19 protein-coding genes and 1 riboswitch are annotated in these 18,713 nt (G+C 40.4%); of the genes, 7 read left to right on the top strand and 12 right to left on the bottom strand.

Annotated features, from left to right (window positions below):
- The first annotated feature begins 152 nt into the window (after positions 1-152).
- Positions 153-917, top strand: coding sequence for an IclR family transcriptional regulator (locus MKZ11_RS11545; protein WP_340794577.1), 765 nt, complete (start codon positions 153-155; stop codon positions 915-917).
- Positions 918-1,526: 609 nt separating this feature from the next.
- Here MKZ11_RS11545 and ribH read toward each other — a convergent pair.
- From ribH to MKZ11_RS11505, 8 genes are all read right to left on the bottom strand, one after another.
- Positions 1,527-1,991, bottom strand: a complete 465-nt coding sequence (gene ribH, locus MKZ11_RS11540; RefSeq protein WP_340794576.1) for a 6,7-dimethyl-8-ribityllumazine synthase — start codon at positions 1,989-1,991, stop codon at positions 1,527-1,529.
- 12 nt (positions 1,992-2,003) lie between these two features.
- The gene (locus MKZ11_RS11535; RefSeq protein ID WP_340794575.1) at positions 2,004-3,197 is read right to left on the bottom strand and encodes a bifunctional 3,4-dihydroxy-2-butanone-4-phosphate synthase/GTP cyclohydrolase II; all 1,194 of its coding nucleotides are present in this window, start codon (positions 3,195-3,197) and stop codon (positions 2,004-2,006) included.
- 13 nt (positions 3,198-3,210) lie between these two features.
- Positions 3,211-3,861: a riboflavin synthase gene (gene ribE, locus MKZ11_RS11530; RefSeq protein ID WP_340794574.1), complete on the bottom strand. Its 651-nt coding sequence runs from the start codon at positions 3,859-3,861 to the stop codon at positions 3,211-3,213.
- 6 nt (positions 3,862-3,867) lie between these two features.
- A complete protein-coding gene (gene ribD / locus MKZ11_RS11525) occupies positions 3,868-5,010 on the bottom strand; it encodes a bifunctional diaminohydroxyphosphoribosylaminopyrimidine deaminase/5-amino-6-(5-phosphoribosylamino)uracil reductase RibD (RefSeq protein WP_340794573.1) in 1,143 nt (380 codons plus the stop codon).
- Positions 5,009-5,156, bottom strand: a riboswitch (FMN riboswitch). (Overlaps the previous gene by 2 nt.)
- Positions 5,157-5,340: 184 nt before the next feature.
- Positions 5,341-6,240 (bottom strand): glycine betaine ABC transporter substrate-binding protein, encoded by a 900-nt coding sequence (locus MKZ11_RS11520; protein WP_340794572.1) that lies wholly within the window; start codon positions 6,238-6,240, stop codon positions 5,341-5,343.
- Positions 6,241-6,542: 302 nt separating this feature from the next.
- Positions 6,543-7,454, bottom strand: a complete 912-nt coding sequence (locus MKZ11_RS11515; protein ID WP_340794571.1) for a glycine betaine ABC transporter substrate-binding protein — start codon at positions 7,452-7,454, stop codon at positions 6,543-6,545.
- On the bottom strand, positions 7,451-8,302 hold the full coding sequence (locus tag MKZ11_RS11510) for an ABC transporter permease (protein ID WP_340794570.1): 852 nt from the start codon (positions 8,300-8,302) through the stop codon (positions 7,451-7,453). Before MKZ11_RS11510 ends, MKZ11_RS11515 begins: the two co-directional genes overlap by 4 nt.
- Positions 8,295-9,557: a quaternary amine ABC transporter ATP-binding protein gene (locus tag MKZ11_RS11505; protein WP_340794569.1), complete on the bottom strand. Its 1,263-nt coding sequence runs from the start codon at positions 9,555-9,557 to the stop codon at positions 8,295-8,297. The genes MKZ11_RS11510 and MKZ11_RS11505 overlap by 8 nt, the downstream gene beginning before the upstream one ends.
- A 228-nt stretch (positions 9,558-9,785) precedes the next feature.
- Between MKZ11_RS11505 and MKZ11_RS11500 the strand changes: the two genes are divergently transcribed.
- Positions 9,786-10,343 (top strand): GbsR/MarR family transcriptional regulator, encoded by a 558-nt coding sequence (locus tag MKZ11_RS11500; RefSeq protein ID WP_340794568.1) that lies wholly within the window; start codon positions 9,786-9,788, stop codon positions 10,341-10,343.
- 149 nt (positions 10,344-10,492) lie between these two features.
- On the opposite strand, the gene MKZ11_RS11495 is transcribed toward MKZ11_RS11500, so the two are convergent.
- Together MKZ11_RS11495 and MKZ11_RS11490 are read right to left on the bottom strand one after the other, a co-directional pair.
- Positions 10,493-11,593: a DUF2087 domain-containing protein gene (locus tag MKZ11_RS11495; protein ID WP_340794567.1), complete on the bottom strand. Its 1,101-nt coding sequence runs from the start codon at positions 11,591-11,593 to the stop codon at positions 10,493-10,495.
- Positions 11,594-11,730: 137 nt separating this feature from the next.
- Positions 11,731-12,174 carry an OsmC family protein gene (locus MKZ11_RS11490; RefSeq protein WP_340794566.1) on the bottom strand — a complete coding sequence of 148 codons (444 nt, stop codon included), beginning with the start codon at positions 12,172-12,174 and terminating at the stop codon, positions 11,731-11,733.
- Between the two features lie 461 nt (positions 12,175-12,635).
- Here MKZ11_RS11490 and MKZ11_RS11485 point away from each other — a divergent pair, with 461 nt between their 5' ends.
- Positions 12,636-13,220, top strand: coding sequence for a manganese efflux pump MntP (locus MKZ11_RS11485; protein WP_340794565.1), 585 nt, complete (start codon positions 12,636-12,638; stop codon positions 13,218-13,220).
- A 60-nt stretch (positions 13,221-13,280) separates the two neighbouring features.
- On the opposite strand, the gene MKZ11_RS11480 is transcribed toward MKZ11_RS11485, so the two are convergent.
- Entirely contained in the window at positions 13,281-14,033 is a 753-nt protein-coding gene (locus MKZ11_RS11480) for a FixH family protein (protein WP_340794564.1), read from the bottom strand.
- A 180-nt stretch (positions 14,034-14,213) separates the two neighbouring features.
- Here MKZ11_RS11480 and MKZ11_RS11475 point away from each other — a divergent pair, with 180 nt between their 5' ends.
- From MKZ11_RS11475 to MKZ11_RS11465, 3 genes are read left to right on the top strand one after another with little or no spacing between them, the layout of a single operon-like run.
- Positions 14,214-14,873 (top strand): response regulator transcription factor, encoded by a 660-nt coding sequence (locus MKZ11_RS11475; protein ID WP_340796983.1) that lies wholly within the window; start codon positions 14,214-14,216, stop codon positions 14,871-14,873.
- A 2-nt stretch (positions 14,874-14,875) separates the two neighbouring features.
- Positions 14,876-16,291, top strand: a complete 1,416-nt coding sequence (locus MKZ11_RS11470) for a sensor histidine kinase (RefSeq protein ID WP_340794563.1) — start codon at positions 14,876-14,878, stop codon at positions 16,289-16,291.
- Between the two features lies 1 nt (position 16,292).
- Positions 16,293-16,862: an SCO family protein gene (locus MKZ11_RS11465; RefSeq protein ID WP_340794562.1), complete on the top strand. Its 570-nt coding sequence runs from the start codon at positions 16,293-16,295 to the stop codon at positions 16,860-16,862.
- A 166-nt stretch (positions 16,863-17,028) separates the two neighbouring features.
- Here MKZ11_RS11465 and MKZ11_RS11460 read toward each other — a convergent pair whose 3' ends face one another.
- Positions 17,029-17,670 (bottom strand): VTT domain-containing protein, encoded by a 642-nt coding sequence (locus MKZ11_RS11460; protein ID WP_340794561.1) that lies wholly within the window; start codon positions 17,668-17,670, stop codon positions 17,029-17,031.
- A gap of 204 nt (positions 17,671-17,874) precedes the next feature.
- Between MKZ11_RS11460 and MKZ11_RS11455 the strand changes: the two genes are divergently transcribed.
- Positions 17,875-18,699, top strand: a complete 825-nt coding sequence (locus MKZ11_RS11455; RefSeq protein WP_340794560.1) for a GNAT family N-acetyltransferase — start codon at positions 17,875-17,877, stop codon at positions 18,697-18,699.
- The last annotated feature ends 14 nt before the right edge of the window (positions 18,700-18,713 follow it).

The raw sequence follows: 18,713 nt of genomic DNA, 5'->3' as shown, positions 1-18,713 counted from the left end.
CGTTCCACATTGTGGGACGGGGTTCCATAATAATGATAACATGAGGTTAAATTTTTCACAACAGTAAATTTTAAGACTATTTACAAATCTATTAGGGTGCTATACCATTATTTATACATTCAAATACTTGAACCTTATGTGGAGGAGTTATCTTGTCAAATGTTCAATCAGTAGAAAGAGCATTAACTTTATTAAATGTCATCTCAGAGTACCCCGATGGTATTCAAATTGCTCGTTTAGCAGAACAAGTCAATCTTTCAAAAAGTACGATTCATCGACTGCTATCGACGCTTTATAATATGAATTATGTAGTAAAAGTACCTGAGACCGATAAATATAAACTTGGTTATCAAGTTGTTTATTTATCCCGAAATGTCTTAAAAAGTGACAGCGTGAAGCGCATTGCCCAACCCTATCTTGAAGAACTTTCAAGCGATGTAAATGAAACAATTCATTTATGCATTGAGGATATTGGCGAGGTTTTATATATCGATAAAATCGAAAGCAATCAAACTATCCGGATGTTTTCACGTGTCGGTAATAGGGCTCCAATGTATTGTACTGGGGTAGGGAAAATCTTACTATCAGGATTGCAATCCGAAGAATTTGATGAGGTTATACGTAATACAGACTTTATCGCGAAAACCGCGAAAACAATTATCACAAAGGAAACACTAATAGAAGAAGTTGAAAAGGTCACATTGCAAGGATATGCCTTAGACAATATTGAAAATGAAGAAGGTATACGTTGTATTGCGGCCCCTATTAAAGATTATCAAGGAAATATAATTGCTAGTTTTAGCATTTCGGGTCCTAGTAATCGAATTACTATGGAACGTGTTCACGATGAGCTTATTTCAAAAATCAAGAAAACTTCATTAGCTATTTCACAACAACTGGGTTTTACAAATATATAAATGTTTATATTTATTTTCACAATAAAAAACCAGCTATAGATGTTGAACAAATGAATATGGCGTATGCGCTTTACAAGGGCTTTTGAGAGGCTACTGAAAAAGTCCTAATACTTAGGAGGGATTGAGCTGTATACCTTCTTGTTCTTTTCGCTCCGGCTACCACGGAGTCGTGCCTTCGCTGGATGATCTAGTTGAAAAAGCTCATTTCATTAGCTGTGATGAAATCTACAACCTGGAGTGCGTCTTTCTGGAATATAATTAGTATCAACTAGTAATAACATTATAAAATCGGCATATACATCTCAAAATTACATTTCTCTCGATAATGAACACCCTAGCGCAGGCGCGGAAAAGGGGTCGCCGAAGCCGTCAGACTGGATGCAAAGCGATAATCCAGGCTTACGGCAAAAGGCATCCCCAAAGCGCCAGCGTTCTACAATCCACGCCCGAATAACAACTCTCTCATTATTGAGAGCCCCAGCAAATTCAATGGGTTTCTGTATTTCCACCTATATGTATTCTATTTTTATAAAACAAAGTATAAAAAAATCAGCTCAAAATAAATGAGCTGATTTTTCTTAGTTTCAATAATCGAACCATGCAACTAACTTACATCTGTTTCAACAAATTCGCCATCTCAATTGCAGCATTCCCTGCATCCCATCCTTTATTGCCTGCTTTCGTTCCAGCGCGTTCGATTGCTTGCTCAATTGTATCTGTCGTCAGGACACCGAAGATGACCGGAATGCCTTCTTGCAGATTGATGGCTGCAACGCCTTTTGCTACTTCATTGCACACATAATCGAAGTGCGGTGTTGCACCGCGGATGACAGTGCCTAGTGTAATGACAGCATCGTACTTACCGGAAGCCGCCATTTTCTTCGCGATTAGTGGAATTTCATAAGCACCTGGTACCCATGCAACCGCAACATCACTGTCGGCAACTCCATGGCGACGCAAAGCATCTTCCGCTCCGCCTAGTAATTTACCTGTGATGAATTCATTAAACCTTGCAACTACGATTCCAACTTTAAGCCCAGTCCCAACTAAATGTCCTTCATAAATTGTGCTCATTATTATTCCCCCTCAATTATGCAATAAGTGTCCCATTTTATTTTTCTTCGTTTCCATATAAACTTTGTTCTCCACTTTAACAGGCATTTCGATTTGAATACGCTCTGTTATTTCTAACCCGCGTCCCGCTAGTCCAGCAATTTTACGCGGATTGTTTGTTAAAAGGTGAATAGAAGTTAGGCCAAGATCCCGCAGTATTTGTGCACCGATGCCGTAATCTCGAAGGTCATCTGCGAATCCTAATTCTTCATTGGCTTCAACAGTGTCGAATCCTTCTTCCTGTAGCTTGTAGGCCTTCATTTTATTAACGAGACCAATGCCACGCCCTTCCTGACGCATATAGAGCAGGACGCCTCTACCGGCATTTTCAATCTGTGCAAGTGCAGCTTGAAGTTGCGGACCACAATCACATCGACATGAGCCAAAGACATCACCTGTCAAACATTCCGAATGAACGCGGACAAGGACATTTTCAGCGTCTTCGATATCGCCTTTTACCAGAGCAATATGTTCATGTCCTGTTTCTTTTTCAACGAAAGCGATCGCTTTGAAATCTCCAAAATCTGTTGGCAGATGAATATCTACAATACGCTCAACAAGTTTTTCATTGATTCGCCGATAAGAAATTAGTTCCTGAATTGTTAAGATAACAAGATTGAATTGATCAGCTATCTCTTTCAACTGTGGGCCTCTCGCCATCGTCCCATCGATATTCATTATTTCACATATGACGCCGACCGGTTCTGCTCCCGCAAGCTTTGCGAGATCTACAGCAGCTTCTGTATGACCTGAACGCTTTAAGACGCCGCCAGACTTCGCTATTAGCGGAAAAATATGTCCCGGTCTTCTAAAGTCTGTTGGACCTGCTCCATTCCCAAGCATCTTTAAAACTGTCTCCGACCGCTCAAATGCAGAGATTCCAGTATGGCAATCCGCGTGATCAATGCTAATCGTGAATGCCGTTCCGTGAGCATCACTGTTATTTTCTGTCATAAGTCCTAATTCAAGCTGTCGCGATTTCTCTTCATCTATCGGCACGCAAATCAATCCACGGCCTTCTGTCGCCATAAAGTTAATCATTTCAGGTGTAGCGAATTCGCCAAGTGCAACAAAGTCTCCTTCGTTTTCTCGGTCCTCGTCGTCAACGACAATAATCGCTTTTCCTCTTTTCAGCTCTTCGATTGCTTTTTCTACGGTAGAGTACATTTATTTTTCCCCCTTAACTGAGGAATCCATTGGCGACGAGGGCATCCATTGTTAAACCGCCAGTTGGATTCTCTTTGTTCGTAGTCAGTAGCCGTTCAATATATTTTGCGAGCATATCACATTCTACGTTCACTCGATCCCCGGCCCGTTTTCGGCCGATGATGGAGTCGTCTTGTGTAACTGGAATTAATGAGATGATAAAACCTTTACCCGTCACACCGAAGACGGTCAAAGAAGTTCCATCCACAGTAACTGAACCTTTTGGGATAAAATATTTCAATAATTCAGTTGCAATACTGATTTCCATATAGATTGCATTTTCTTTTTGTCTAACCGAAATGATTTCGCCAGTGCCATCAACATGCCCACTGACAATATGACCTCCAAAACGACCATTTGCCGCCATCGCACGCTCTAAGTTAACCGAACTTCCTGTACGCAATGCTTGAAGCGTTGTCGCTTTAACAGTTTCAGGCATGACATCAGCTATAAATTGATTGCTTGAGAAATCTGAAACCGTCAAACAGACACCATTTACCGCCAGACTATCGCCTTTTTTTACATCACTAAGCACTTTGTTACAACGGATTGATAGTTGCAATGAATTCGTCGCTGGCCTAACCGCTGAAACTGTTCCTATTTCTTCAATAATTCCAGTAAACAACTGCTGTCAATCCTCCTTTAGAAACCTGGCATGCAATCGGATATCAGCCCCGATTTGTCGCATATCTAAAAAACGAAGGGATTCGCCTTCTGCCATCAAGTTCCGAGTATCGTCCATGAACAAAGAAGCACCGTTGCCGATTAATTTCGGAGCCATATACAAATACAGTTCATCTGCGAGACCTTCATTGATGAAACTGGAATGAACTCTGCTACCGCCTTCAACGAACAACGTCATGATTTCTTTATCAGCAAGACGTTTTAAAACTTCGTTCAAAAAAGATACGTTTTCTGAAATCCTTTCAACTGAAACGAGAGGATGATCAAAAAAAGCAGTTTCCGATTCTGTTGAATCGAGTGTGAATATAATCGTTTCTGCAGCGCCATCTGTAACGACATTCGCTGTTTTTGGCGTCCTAAGATGCCGATCTAAAATAACTCGAATCGGGTTCTTTCCACCATGGGGCAAACGGGTGGTGAGGAAAGGGTTATCGTGAAGTACGGTTTGTACGCCGACCAAAATAGCATCATGGGTATGGCGGAGGTGATGGACATCGGTTCGCGATGCAGCCGAAGTTATCCATTTGCTGTCCCCGTTCTGCGTTGAAAGTCTACCGTCAAGAGTTGCGGCGGCTTTCAAGGTAACGTATGGTTTCCCGTATTTGATGAAATGAAAAAATGCTTGGTTTAACTGCTCTGCCTCTTCCTGTAAAATGCCGGTAATGACTTCAATTCCAGCATCCTTAAGAAGTCCAATTCCTGTTCCATTGACGGAAGGATTCGGATCGATAGACGCAACAAATACACGTTGAATTCCAGACGAAATAATGAGATCTGTACATGGAGGTGTTTTCCCAGTATGGGAACACGGTTCCAGTGTCACGTATAAATCCGCACCACTAGAAGCCGAACCTGCCATTGCCAGTGCATGCACTTCAGCATGAGGTGTCCCAGCTTTCAAGTGCGCACCAGTCCCTAAAACTTGGCCGTCTTTCACACAAACAGCACCGACAATTGGATTCGGCGAGGTTTGTCCTTGTGCGGTACGCGCCAGGTCGAGAGCAATTCTCATATAATGTTGAGGATTCATAAGCATTCCCCCTTTCGATAATGAAAGGGCAGAGCCTGCAAGCATAGCACGTATAGCCAAAACACTTCTCCCATCCAGACTGTAACTGTCGGTGCCGGAATTTCACCAGCTCCACCGCCTTCCAAACGAGGAAGGACGGGTCACGGACTGACGAGCTATGCTCGATCACCGCCGGTAAGGAATTTCACCTTGCCCCGAAGAGTTTGTTTATACGTGCCGCTTTAAAGTTATCATACTACTTCCAGTAAATCAAAAAAAGACTCAGCCCGATTGAACGGAACTGAGTCTACTATCTATATCAGATTAAACAATCCCATTGATTCCGCGTCGTAGCTCTGGGGCGCTCCCCTGTTTATACGCTTTCGCCTAGTACATATAAAGCAATCATCATTAATTGTTCAAGTCCTCAATTTTTGTGATACCCATATACTTCGGCACTACAAGACCGACTTTAACACCTTCCATATTAACACCAAGTTCTTCGAATTCACCTTCGAACTTATCGGCATATGTTTTAGCGGTCAACGGCAACCATGCTGCAAGAGATGCATCCGCGCTACCATCCGCTACCGCCGTCCATAGCGGACCACTTTCCACTTGCATCAAGGTCACTTTATGGCCCATATCCTCTAGAACGAGTTTCATAACATTATGACTTGCGATTTCACTATCCCATGCCACATAGACAAGTTTAATCTTGTCGCCATTTACTTTGTCCACACCAGCCGTCCATTGTGCAACTTTATCCGCATTGGCATCAATCCAGCTTTGCGCCGCCACTGCTTCTTTTTCGCCTTCTTGAATAGCCTTCATTACTTCACCCATGTCCGCTTCCGTCCACTTGAACTGGGAAAGAATTTGGTGTGCTTCTGGCAAGTCATCCGCTAACCCAAGCCTTCCAATTGTGCGAATTTGTTCTTCTCCCCCGTACAGCCCCTTCGGATCATCAAGGAAATTCAAATCAAACTTTGCAAATTTCCAATGCGGAGTCCATCCGATTACAACAATCGGCTGTTCTTTATCATAGGCTTTTTTCAAAGCCGCAGTCATCGTCGCACCCGTACCTGAAATAAGTTTATAGTCTTTCAACCCATATTCCTCAATCACCTTTTCTGTGGTGGTCATAATGGCTGCCCCCGGATCGATTCCTATAATCTGATAATCAAGCGATTCTCCGATTGATTTTTCTTTATCCGTTACGGCTTTTCCAGCATTGCTACCACAAGCCGTAAGAACGACCGCAAGCAAAACAATCGCTATAAGTCCACCTACTTTTTCTAGAAATCTCATGATGTTATTCCCCCTAGTTTTTCTTCCTATATATGTTGAATATATGAATAACAGCGTAGGCGCCTTTCAAAGGGTAACCGAAGTCATAAGCCAGGTGCGAAGCTGCCTGGCTTATGACGAAAAGCATCCTCATCCCCTTGCGCCGAAGCGGGTTCAATAAAGTTCTTTATTTCAACATCTGCAATTGCCATTCAATTGAATTTACAACATACAATAAACCCGGAAAATCACTGTGAATTCCAGCGTTCTTCCGGGTTTATTGTCCTAGTGCCCGAGCTTAAATAGCACTGACATTCTATTATTTATTTTTTCAAGTCTTCAATCGAATCGATGTCCATATACTCCGGCACAACAAGACCGACTTTGACACCTTCCATGTTAATGCCAAGTTCTTCGAATTTACCTTCGAATTTATCAGCATACGTTTTATGTGTTAATGGCATCCAAGCCGCAAGCGATGCATCTGCACTTCCGTCAGCAACCGCTGTCCATAAAGGACCTGCTTCAACCTGTGTTAATGTCACTTTATAACCCATATCCTCTAAAACAATTTTCATGACATTATGGCTAGCAATTTCACTGTCCCATGCAACGTAGGCAAGTTTGATCTTGTCACCGTCCACTTTTTCAACGCCTTCTGTCCATACAGCCACTTTATCTTCGTTTGCATCAACCCAGTTTTGTGCTGCTACGTCTTCTTTTTCACCCTCTTGAATTGCTACCATTATTTCGCCCATATCCTCTTCAGTCCAGTTGAACTGTGATAAGATTTGATGCGCTTCTGGCAGGTCTTCTGCTAAACCGATTCGTCCAATTGTACGGATTTGTTCTTCCCCACCGTATACGCCTTTTGGATCTTCAAGATATTTCAAATCGTATTTCGCAAACTTCCAATGCGGTGTCCAGCCAGTTATAATGATTGGCTGCTCTTTGTCATACGCTTTTTTCAGTGAAGCTGTCATTGCAGCCCCTGAACCCGTTGTAAGCGTCCAATCTTTAAGGTCATATTCTTTAAGCACTTTTTCAGTTGCTTCCATGATACCTGCACCTGGATCGATACCAGTAATTTTATAGTCTACTGATTCGCCTACAGATTTCTCAGAATCTCCGCCTGTTTCTGTTTTACCTTTGTCATCGTCATTGCCACATGCAGCAAGTCCTACTGCAAGCAGAGCGACCGCTCCAAGTCCTAATACTTTTTTAGTTAATTTCATCGTGTAATTCCCCCTTGTTTTTTCTTTCCTGCGTGCTGCGTGATGCGATCTAAAATAATTGCTACGATCACGATGGACAATCCGGTCTCAAAGCCGACGCCCGTTTTCAATTGTGTAACGGCCCGGTAAACTTCTTCACCAAGCCCAGGTGCACCAACCATGGAGGCGATAACAACCATGGATAGGGAAAGCATAATGCTTTGATTGACACCCGCCATGATTGTCGGCTTGGCAAGTGGTATTTGCACCTTGCTCAACCGCTGCCATGTCGTGGAGCCGAAAGCTTCAGTCGCCTCGATTAAATCCTTCGGAACTTGCTCAATACCGAGCATTGTCAAACGGATTGTTGGCGGCATTGAAAAGATGACAGATGCCACAACGCCTGGAACAACTCCGATATTGAAGAAGAAAATGGCAGGCAACAGATAAACGAATGCCGGCATCGTCTGCATTAGATCCAATATTGGATTAATAATTTTCCTTGCTGTCGCCTGTTGTGAACCCCAAATACCGATTGGAATACCAATCACCAAGGCAAAGAACACGGAGGTGAGTACAAGCGCAAGCATTTGTAGCATTGGATACCAATAACCCAAGTAGTCAATGAATAACAAGCCGATTAGTGTGAACAAAGCAATGCGTCGGGTGGAAATGAACCACGCGAGCAAGGCAAAAAGCACGGCAAGTAAAATGGAAGGCACCATATCGAGCCATTCTACCGATCCCTCAACAATTCCTTTGAGAAAATTTGAAATCCCGTCAAACAATGTACCAAACGTCACTACAAGCCAATCAACACCATTGTCTATCCAATCTGCAAATGGCAAACGAGGTATAAGCTTATCCATGCGCCTTCACCCCCGTATCCGTTTGTTCGTCGGAATCGATTGTTCCGTTATTATTAATAAACTGATTGTCACCTGATAACGCCCCAATCAGTGCACCACGAATAATAATTCCTTGAATTTTTTTATTATCATCTACGACGACAACCGGTATAGCAGCTGTCGATACGACATCAAACAAATCGGTCAGCACAGTATCCGAAGTAATCATCGGAAGATCAGAAATTATTATTTCTTCAAGCGACTTCCCTGTTTCAATAGCTGAACCTGCATCTTGGGCCGTGACCGCACCCATTAGACGGTTTGCTTTGTCAACAATGTAAATCGAAGATATCCCCAACTGTTTCATCATACGGAGAGCAACCCTCGCCCCACGGTCGACTTGAACCGTATCCGCTTTTTTCATAATATGTCCCGCCGTTAACACTTTGGAAAGATCCACGTCTTCAACAAAACGTTCTACATATTCATTCGATGGACTCATTAATATCTCTTCAGGTGTACCAACTTGAACGATTTCTCCGTCTTTCATCAAGGCGATCCGGTCTCCTATACGAAGTGCCTCGTCTAGGTCATGGGTAATGAAAATAATTGTTTTCCCCATATCATTATGAAGCTGTAGCAATTCGTCTTGCATATCTTTCCGAATTAATGGGTCAAGTGCACTGAATGCTTCATCCATCAGTAAGACATCGGGTCCGTTGGCAAGCGCTCTTGCTAAACCGACACGTTGCTGCATTCCACCACTTAACTGGCTTGGGTATTGATCTTCATACCCTGCAAGTCCAACTAACCCTAAGGACTCTTTTGCTTTGGCTTGACGTTCTACCTTTGCAACTCCCTGGATTTCTAGGCCGTATTCTGCATTTTCAAGAATCGTTTTATGTGGGAAAAGCGCGAAATTCTGAAATACCATCCCGATTTTCTTGCGTCTCACATTACGAAGCTGTTCTTTATTCATCTTAACGATGTCTTCACCGTCCAACAGGATATTGCCCATCGTCGGATCGATCAACCTGTTCAACAATCTGACCAGCGTTGATTTTCCGCTGCCTGACAATCCCATAATGACGAATATTTCACCTTCGTACACATCGAACGATGCATTCTTCACGCCGACAGTTGCGCCAGTCGCTTTCAAAATTTCATTCTTTGTTTTTCCTTCATTTAGCAGCTGCGAAGCCCGCTTCGTGTTTTTGCCGAAAATCTTTGTAGTGTTTTTCACTTCGATTTTCTTACTGGCAATCTGTTCACTCATACATACACTCCTTACGATTTCAAAACTTGCGAATGTCTACTAGTATAGTCGTAATATAAATGTAATACAACCGTATTTACAAATTAAATTGTTTGAACGGAAAAAACTGTTTGAAATACTATTGCTCCAAATTGCTTTTTCGATTAGGATATAATACGCTATAAGAAAATAGCGAAAAATAACGAAATCGGTTATTCTGTACCGATAGCAAGTGGAGGGGTGACGTTTATGGACGGTAATATAAAACTTGAAAAAGCCCGTGAGCGAATCATTGAGACAATCGCACAAAATATACATCTTTACGGTCTTACACCTTCTGCTGGGAGACAATATGGCACGATGTTTTTTCATAATGAACCCTTAACTCTGGATGACATGACAGAAGAACTCGGGATGAGCAAAACAAGTATGAGCACATCCGTCAGAGCACTATCTGATTTAAAGTTAGTGGAACGTGCTTGGAAAAGAGGCGTCCGAAAAGATCTTTATCAAGTATCAGACGATTGGTATCAAAGCTTTATCGATCTATTTTCAATTAAGTGGAGAAAATCCGTCTCCCAGCATTCGGGTGCCATTAGAAAATCATTGACTGAACTGAACGAATTGATGAATGACCCTGCAATTAGTGATGAATTGAAAGCAGAAGTAACGATAGATATAGATAAACTGCAGTATATGCGAGCTTATTATAAATGGCTAGATCGGCTAATCGATGCATTTGAAGATCATGATATTTTTGATCTCGTACCGATGAGCAATCAGCAAAAAGATCCTTCCGATAAATGAACTGATCAAAAACTCTTGCTAGACGATGGATTCTAGACGTGTAATCTCTATGTAGAAAGTACTCATAAATACAAGATTTTATAATTCCCATTGCAATGAAAAAAGACAGCATTCACACAAACTGTGTATGCTGTCTTTTTCATTACTTATTATACTTTTTTGAGGCTATTGTATCCATTTTCCCCGTATGGCTTTATCACTTCTAACCACTTATCCAACTGCTTTTCAAGAATTTTCTTTTTATTAGTCCCTCTCCAATCCTTTTCATCTATCGTTTCAAGTATTTCAATTTCAAAATTATCTTTTCCATGTTCACTCCAATCGGTTTGGAGTTCTTTATTGCTATGCCCACCGGTATTTAACATGAATTCCAATCCATTTAATGTTTTGAAATTCGGTGTCGAACTGACAAATAACTTCCCATTCTTCACATTCTTGATTTGAAAAATCCCGTAACTCGGTTTCTCTTCCTTCGCTTTCAACTTCATTTCTTTTTTAAAATCCATTTCTTCTCCATCTCCATTTTCATTTTTGCAGTAAAGTCGGTATTCACTGCCCTCAGTGTTTCGCGTCAACACACCACGGTCAACCATCTCCCGGCGCAATAACATATAATCTTCAAAAATCGGTTCTAAAATTACGTTGATTTCACTTTCTGTGTATACTTTTTTCGCATTTAAGAAAAGGGCAATTGCAGCCAATAAATGGTCTTTTTCTTGCTCATTTAAGCGGAGTGTTTTCAAACGACCATCTTCTTTTGAAAAATAGCGTGCTAATTCCGCCGGAGGTTCAAATGATTTCTCAATCGTCCCATCGTTATCCGGTTCTTCTGTTATAACTTCTTGTCGCTGTTTCAATAAATTCATTAAAACTAGAAGTGTTTTTGCTTGTTTTTCTTTTTTTCGTAAGGAGAAACGATGATTACGAATCGTCGACATGCTTCCGATTTTTAATTCTTTTTGAATTTCTTTGTCTGTCTTTCCTTCGTAAATCAAAAAAAGCAGTTTCGTTTGCTGATCGGACAAGCCCGTCTGATCCTTACCACCCGAAAGTAGCAGTTCAAAAACGGAACCATGAGCTTTCTCGATATGATGTTCCATAAAACGCCAATCTTCGAAAAATACGTCCCCTACAGGATAAATCACTCCTTTTTCAACCTCTTCGCCACAAAGTAAGCAACAATAATGACGATTTTCTTCACGGTAACCTTTCTCTATAACTTCCACCGGGTAATCTAGCGACATATTCATTTGATTATAAACACCTTTCAATATAGTTTAGTTTTATATAAACAAATATACGCTTCATCTATGAATTATTCAACATTATTTTTATCGCATGAAAAAACCGCACTCTATTGAGCACGGTTATCCATCATTTTATCATTCTATTTTGTTACAGTTGCGTCCAACTCAATTTCTACATTCCCTTTGACCGCACGACTGATCATGCAGGACGTTTCTGCTTTTTCCGCAAGCTTCAGCGCTAGTGCTTCATCCTTTTCAGTCGCATCCTGCTTCAAGACAATTCGTGGTTTATGGATAATCTTTTTGTATGTTATGACGCCATTCGTTACGTCGACAACGCCGACAGACTCCATGGTTAAGGCCACTTTCTCAAGTTTACTGCGCTCCATCATTGCGGCAAGCGTGATGATATAACATGTCGCCGCTGCTCCTAACAACATTTCATCCGGATTCGTACCAATTCCAGGTCCATCCATTTCAGGTGGGATAGACACTTCAGTCTTTAAATTCCCTGCATCAATTGTTCCACTATCATTCCGTAAACCCGGCCAATCCGCTTTTAAATGGAAGTAGTGTTCTGCCATCCTGATCTCCCCTTTAACTATGTATATTAGTTGAAATTAAGAATTCCATTGTATCGCTTCGGCCACACCCGATTCAATACTTCAACTTGTTAGTTACTTTTAGTATACAGTTTAACATCCACCCTTTCAGTAAAACGTAAAGCTATTCACGATGAATGTGGATAGCTCTTCAATATCGCGATGTATTCGAGGGCTTTATAGAAGTTGTTCAATCCAAAGCAATCCAAAAAGCAATTATACACGGAGTGTCTAGTAGTTGATTAATTTCATTTTGATTTTTTGGTAAATCATTACTCGAGCAAAAAAAGTGCCTTCTTAACCTAATTGTCAAGAAAACACCATTCACTCTATTATTTACCTACATTGATTGAACGCATTATTTTGTAAACCGAGCCCGCACGCTACTTCTTATTAGCTCATATAGATAGGTGATGAACAAACAGTTGCAGGGGGAAATTAATATGCAATGGCTGACTATATTATTAATAGGGGTTGCGGCTAACATTGATAATTTAGTAATAAGTGTTTCATATGGTCTTAAATTCAACAAAATTCCTTTACTATACAATATACTTATTTCCCTAACTTCTATTATCTTTGCGTTTATCTCGATAACAGCAGGTAGTTATTTATCCAATTACTTTTCACAATCATTCGCCAACTATATGGGAGGCTCCCTAATTATCGGTCTTGGTGTTTGGTTTATCATAACCTCACCCTTATTTGATAGAAATAAGTCAAACCGAATAACAGATACGCGCTCCGTATTTGTAAGTTTAAATAAAGCGAAGAAAATCACTTTAAGAGAATCTATTTTCTTAGGATTTGTGCTTGCGCTAAACTGCTTAACGATTGGTTTTGGTGCGGGTATCACAGGCGTCTCTCCACTTTTCACTTCCATTTCAATTGGAATATTCTCCGTAATTTCAATTGCACTCGGTGTTATGCTTGGCAATAGAATCGGCAATACGCTATTCGGGCAATATTCCAATAGCATCGCCGGACTCTTGCTAATCGTAATTGGCATTTATGAAATGTTTTTTTGATCCTATTTCAATTAAAAATGGAACCTCCCGCCTTGTAAGGCGAGCAGGTTCCATTACTTTTCATTTAACTTCTAGTGTATGTTCTTCATGTTCATGTAATTCTTTATCGTCTTCTACATGGATTTGAATTTTGTACGTATCCGCTTCCTCAAAAGTATAGGATGTTGCATATTCACCGGCAGTTGATTCGTCGACATCGACCCAATCGTGTTTTTCAGGATTTGTTTCGTTCCAGATTTCGTATCGTACACGCGCTTTTTCAAATGGTTGGCCATCTACTTCTAGGTGAACTACGAGTTTCGCTGATTCTCCGGACTTCATATTTTCAGGATTCATAAAATGCATTGAAAATCCATCAGCATGTTCATGTTCGTGTTCTACTTCACCTTCGTCAGCTTCTTCATAATGCCCGCCATTACCAACGATTACTTCTTTTTTCGGCATTGTATGTAAAGCTCTCGCTGATACATGGACTTGAACGTGAAAAAGACCATCATGGTCGAACGCAGTTTCAGCTGTATACAAACCGTCTTTTTCATTTGCAGCCTCAATTTTGAAGCTCTCGTCTTTTTTACTTTCTTCCCAGATTTCAAAAACCACTTCATCCGCATCTTCTATTTTTTCATCGCCCTGTGAAACAACCGCTGCCATTTCTACAGTGCCATCCACTTCGGCTTGTTCTGTCACAGTCAAATCCACCTCAAGCGGAAGAGGCATTTCTCCATCAGTATTTATCCCCTCTTCCTCTTTACCGCATGCTGCCAACGTTGCCAACATGAAAACCATAAGGTACAATCCAATTCTTTTTTTCATTAAGATTCCTCCATTGTCTTTTTACTTAACGTAATTCGTTATATTCGTTATGATTATAGAAGATAAGTTAGAACTAATTGTGAAGTGCTGTGCTTCACATGATTTTCACATCTATCCAGGAAAATGAGTACGATTAGCAATTTATAAGTGAAGTGAGGTTTTATCTTGAATTCAGCTACCATTATGATTATAGACGATGAACCGCAAATGAGGAAACTGATTAGAATGTTCCTAGAAAAAGAAGGCTACACTGTTGTTGAAGCAACGGACGGTATCCACGCACTTTCATTGATAGCCAAAGCAGCCCCTCAGCTGCTAATCGTTGACGTTATGATGCCTTATATGGACGGCTTTACATTCGCCAGAGAAATAAAACGCACATCAACGATCCCTCTCATCTTTTTATCAGCAAAAGGGGAGGAATGGGATAAAATACAAGGTCTAAAACTAGGCGGCGATGATTATATTGTCAAGCCCTTCTTACCAGGCGAACTTCTTGCCCGAATCGAATCCGTACTAAGAAGATCTTATCTAACTAAACCTGCTGCCGATAGTTTAAAAGTCGGGCCACTTCTCATTGATAATTCAGCACATACAGTGCTGTTAAATGGAAAACCTTTATCATTAACACTAAAAGAATTTGGCATGCTCTATATCCTTGCGAAAAATAAAGGACGAGTCTATTCTAGGGAACAGTTGCTCCATATCGTTTGGGGAGAAGATCATCAAAGTAGTGAACGGACAGTCGATACGCATATTAAAACACTACGGCTCAAAATGGGCACTGATGGAGAACGAATAGAAACAGTTTGGGGTATTGGCTATAAATTCGAGGTGTGAAGATGAGGAAACTTACATTAAGCAAAAAAATACTAGTGGTACTGATTTCAAGTATCGCATTTACGATTCTCTTTTCCTTTTTCTTTATTCATTATCTTTATTCTGAATTGTATATAGCAAGTATTGAGGATTCCATTGTGTATCAAGGTAAAAGAACGGCCTCTCACTATCACTACGGTGAATTAAGTGATGAAATCATTGAGAAAATCCAATGGTATAATATCGTTTCGGAATACGAAATTATTGTTGTTGATAACTTAGAGGATCTCACCTCCTATTTCCCTTATAAAATCAATTACGAAACACTTGTCGATGCAAGTGACCGGGCAACATTGGAAAAAGGATCCTATGTACTAAAAGAGGGATTCGTACAGGAACTTGACCGTGAAATTCTAGGAGCTATTTTTCCAATCAAAGGTGAAAATGGGCTCATCGGTTTTATCTATATCTATGTTCCGCTCGCAGCCGTACAAGATGTATTCCGGGGAAGTATCCCAATATTGTTAACCATCGGTTCATTTTTTTTCCTCACACTCTTTTTAGTCGTTAATCAAACATGGCGTTCCCTATTCAGACCACTTCAGGATCTTCAACAACTTTCTTATGAAGTATCCAAAGGGAACTATTCAAATCGGGTTAAAAGTGATCGGGATGATGAGATTGGCCAATTGACGAAGGCATTCAATTTGATGAGCCTTTCACTTGAACAACAGGAAGAGCGCAAGAAGGAGTTCTCTTCGAATATCGTTCACGAACTACGAACCCCACTGACATATATCAGCGGTTACACACATGTTCTAAAGAATAAAATATATTCGTCACCTGAAGAAGCACAAAGCTATTTGACGACGATTGAAAAAGAAACAGAACGATTGTCTAAATTGATTACTGACCTTGTCGAATTAAATCATCTGCAAGAAGAGTTGTATACGATTGACATGCAGCCCATTGCCATTGCTCAATTACTGCTAGATACGATCACTCTTTTCACAATTCACATCACAGAAAAAAAGTTACTCCTCGAATTAAACATCGAAGAAGAACTTATTATGACTGGAGATCCGAAAAGAATCCAACAAATCTTTTACAATACAATAGACAATGCCATAAAATATTCCGTTACTAGCGGCATCTTAGTAATTGAACTAACAAAAAAAAGGAACTTACTCCAATACCGAGTGACAAACGACGGGATCCTAATTGACGAAGAAGATATCGAACGACTTGGCGATCGTTTTTTCCGGACAGATAAAGCCCGAAATCGCACCACGGGCGGCACAGGCTTGGGGCTCTCTATTGTAAAAGAAATCATTCGACTACACAATGGAACGTTTGAGATGACCAGCGACACAGCAAGAGGTACAGTCGTAACTATTGGATTGCCGGGCTTATCCGGTGATGAAAAAGAAGAGGTGTAATTTGAAAAAAACACGATATCTACTTATTTCACTTGCCCTAATTATACTTATTTCTGCCTGTGGTTCTGAGCCTCAAAACTCAAAAAAGATTGTTCCCTTTTCTTATTCAGACCAAAACGGAAAACCATTCGGCACGGAAGAGTTAGCAGGTAAAGTCTGGATTGCCGATTTCATCTTCACAAAATGCAAAACCGTTTGTTCACCGATGACGAATGAAATGGCTTCTTTGCAGAAAAAAATCAAGGGAGAAGGCATTCAAGTCGAATTCGTATCGTTCACTGTCGACCCAACAATCGATTCACCAAAAGCATTAAAAAACTATCTTCTTCAGTTCACAGATGATGAATCGAATTGGCATGCATTGACAGGCTATACACAAGAAGTAATCGAAGTATTTGCAAGGGAGCAATTTCAAACAATTGTCCAAAAGCCCACCACATCCAATCAAGTCATTCACGGAACAAACTTTTATTTAATTGATCAGCATGGTCGTATTGTGAACGAATACAATTATGTAGATGCATCCTATGTTAAAGAATTAATGAAGGATATAAAAAAATTGCTTAAGTAACGAAAATCACCGAGAGTCTCCGTATACACGGAGACTCTCGGTGATTTTGATTTTGATTCTACTTCACAAACTTAAAAAACGGCGCTACTTGCTGATGAATTATAACTTAAAATACCTCCTGAGCATCATCCGCTCAAGAGGTATTTCCTTGTTAGCAATACATTCATTATTTCTTCAAACGGCTCTTTAAAACACCGATAATAGCAGGCAGAACAGACACAAATATAATTAATAAAAGAACAGTGGAGAAGTTATCTTTAATGATAGGAATATTCCCGAAGAAAAAACCTGCAATTGTGCATATTCCAACCCATAATACTGCTCCCACCACATTATAAATGAAAAAGTAGCGGTAATTCATGCGACTTGCCCCTGCAACAAAGGGTATGAATGTACGAATAAATGGCATAAAACGAGCTATCACTATCGTTTTACCACCATGCTTATTAAAGAAACCCTCTGCTTTATTCATTTTTTCTTGATCGATGACTCTACCAATCAAGCTATTAGGCTTAATTGCTGTTCCAACTTTTTTACCGATTTGATAATTTACTGTATCGCCAATGACGGCTGCAGTAAAGAACACGATAAGAAGAAGTACAATATTGAAAGCCCCCATTGCAGCAAGAGCTCCACTTGCAAACAGTAATGAATCACCCGGCAAAAAAGGAAAAATTACAAGACCGGTTTCAACAAACACGATTAAAAATAATAATACATATGACAATGAACCGAAATTTTGGATAATTTCAACCAAATGTTCATCAATATGTAATATGAAACTAATTATATTTTGAATGATAGTCATACATAAACTCGCTTTCAATAGTATTTATCAGCTAACTGATGGAAACAACCTTATTCATCATACTTCTTTCTGTGAAAGTTGTCACGAAACAGAAAAAATCGGTTGTACCGGACAGAAATCCCGTCTCCCTCTTCCGATTAATTATTCCCACTTCTTAGTAGACTTGTATATAATAGTTTTATGCTATGAAATGGAGGCTATAAGATGCTTACAGATGACCAATTAAACAAAATTGAAACCCTTCAAAATGAGTGTGAGCAAGTTGATGCCATCCGACTAAAGTTAAATTGGGACATGTTACGACAGAGAGATGATCAAAGCATGGATTTCTTTCATGAAGAACACGGAGAACTCGTCGCTTATTTGGCATTATACGGTTTCGGATCGACAGTTGAAGTGTGCGGGATGGTTAGGCCGTGCGAAAGAAGGAAACACCATTTTTCTGCTCTTTGGCTAAGGGCAATGCAATCAATTCAAGAGAAGGGGTTCCAAAAGATTTTATTGAACGCACCCGCTACTTCAATTTCCGCAAAAGAATGGTTGGCTAATCAGCCGTGTGCGTATACTTTTTCGGAGTTTCAGATGGGTTGGGAAGAACAACTTCTTGAAGAAAGCAAAGATATTTTCTTGCGCGAATCGCAACCGGAGGACTCCAATTTCGAAGTACAACTCGACGTTCTCGCTTTTAACATGACTGAAGCAGATGGAAAGCTTCACAATGAACGTGTTAAAAAAAATCCTGATGAACACCATTTCATCATTGAAGTGAATAGTAAAAAGATTGGTAAAATCCGAGTGAGCAGAAAAGATGAAGAAGCCTTTATTTATGGCTTTGCCGTGTTGCCAGAATTCCAAGGCCAAGGGTATGGCGGAAAAGCACTGCGCAATATTGTGAAGAAAGAACATGAAGCAGGATGCAGTGTCCAGCTTGAAGTAGAGACAAAAAATGAACACGCCCTTCGACTCTATCAACAAATCGGTTTTAAGACACTCCAAGGCCAAGACTATTATTTATGGGCTGAACAATGACCCAACATAGACAA

It is taken from the genome of Sporosarcina sp. FSL K6-1508, from assembly GCF_038007465.1.
GTDB lineage: Bacteria > Bacillota > Bacilli > Bacillales_A > Planococcaceae > Sporosarcina > Sporosarcina psychrophila_B.
This window is presented reverse-complemented; position numbering and strand designations above follow the sequence as displayed.

What these genes read in the sequence shown, in the direction of transcription:
- ribH (WP_340794576.1), bottom strand. Translation starts at nt 1,991, where the DNA reads ATGAGCACAATTTATGAAGGACATTTAGTTGGGACTGGGCTTAAAGTT.
- MKZ11_RS11535 (WP_340794575.1), bottom strand. Translation starts at nt 3,197, where the DNA reads ATGTACTCTACCGTAGAAAAAGCAATCGAAGAGCTGAAAAGAGGAAAA.
- MKZ11_RS11520 (WP_340794572.1), bottom strand. Translation starts at nt 6,240, where the DNA reads ATGAGATTTCTAGAAAAAGTAGGTGGACTTATAGCGATTGTTTTGCTT.
- MKZ11_RS11515 (WP_340794571.1), bottom strand. Translation starts at nt 7,454, where the DNA reads ATGAAATTAACTAAAAAAGTATTAGGACTTGGAGCGGTCGCTCTGCTT.
- MKZ11_RS11510 (WP_340794570.1), bottom strand. Translation starts at nt 8,302, where the DNA reads ATGGATAAGCTTATACCTCGTTTGCCATTTGCAGATTGGATAGACAAT.
- MKZ11_RS11505 (WP_340794569.1), bottom strand. Translation starts at nt 9,557, where the DNA reads ATGAGTGAACAGATTGCCAGTAAGAAAATCGAAGTGAAAAACACTACA.
- MKZ11_RS11500 (WP_340794568.1), top strand. Translation starts at nt 9,786, where the DNA reads ATGGACGGTAATATAAAACTTGAAAAAGCCCGTGAGCGAATCATTGAG.
- MKZ11_RS11495 (WP_340794567.1), bottom strand. Translation starts at nt 11,593, where the DNA reads ATGAATATGTCGCTAGATTACCCGGTGGAAGTTATAGAGAAAGGTTAC.
- MKZ11_RS11490 (WP_340794566.1), bottom strand. Translation starts at nt 12,174, where the DNA reads ATGGCAGAACACTACTTCCATTTAAAAGCGGATTGGCCGGGTTTACGG.
- MKZ11_RS11485 (WP_340794565.1), top strand. Translation starts at nt 12,636, where the DNA reads ATGCAATGGCTGACTATATTATTAATAGGGGTTGCGGCTAACATTGAT.
- MKZ11_RS11480 (WP_340794564.1), bottom strand. Translation starts at nt 14,033, where the DNA reads ATGAAAAAAAGAATTGGATTGTACCTTATGGTTTTCATGTTGGCAACG.
- MKZ11_RS11470 (WP_340794563.1), top strand. Translation starts at nt 14,876, where the DNA reads ATGAGGAAACTTACATTAAGCAAAAAAATACTAGTGGTACTGATTTCA.
- MKZ11_RS11460 (WP_340794561.1), bottom strand. Translation starts at nt 17,670, where the DNA reads ATGACTATCATTCAAAATATAATTAGTTTCATATTACATATTGATGAA.
- MKZ11_RS11455 (WP_340794560.1), top strand. Translation starts at nt 17,875, where the DNA reads ATGCTTACAGATGACCAATTAAACAAAATTGAAACCCTTCAAAATGAG.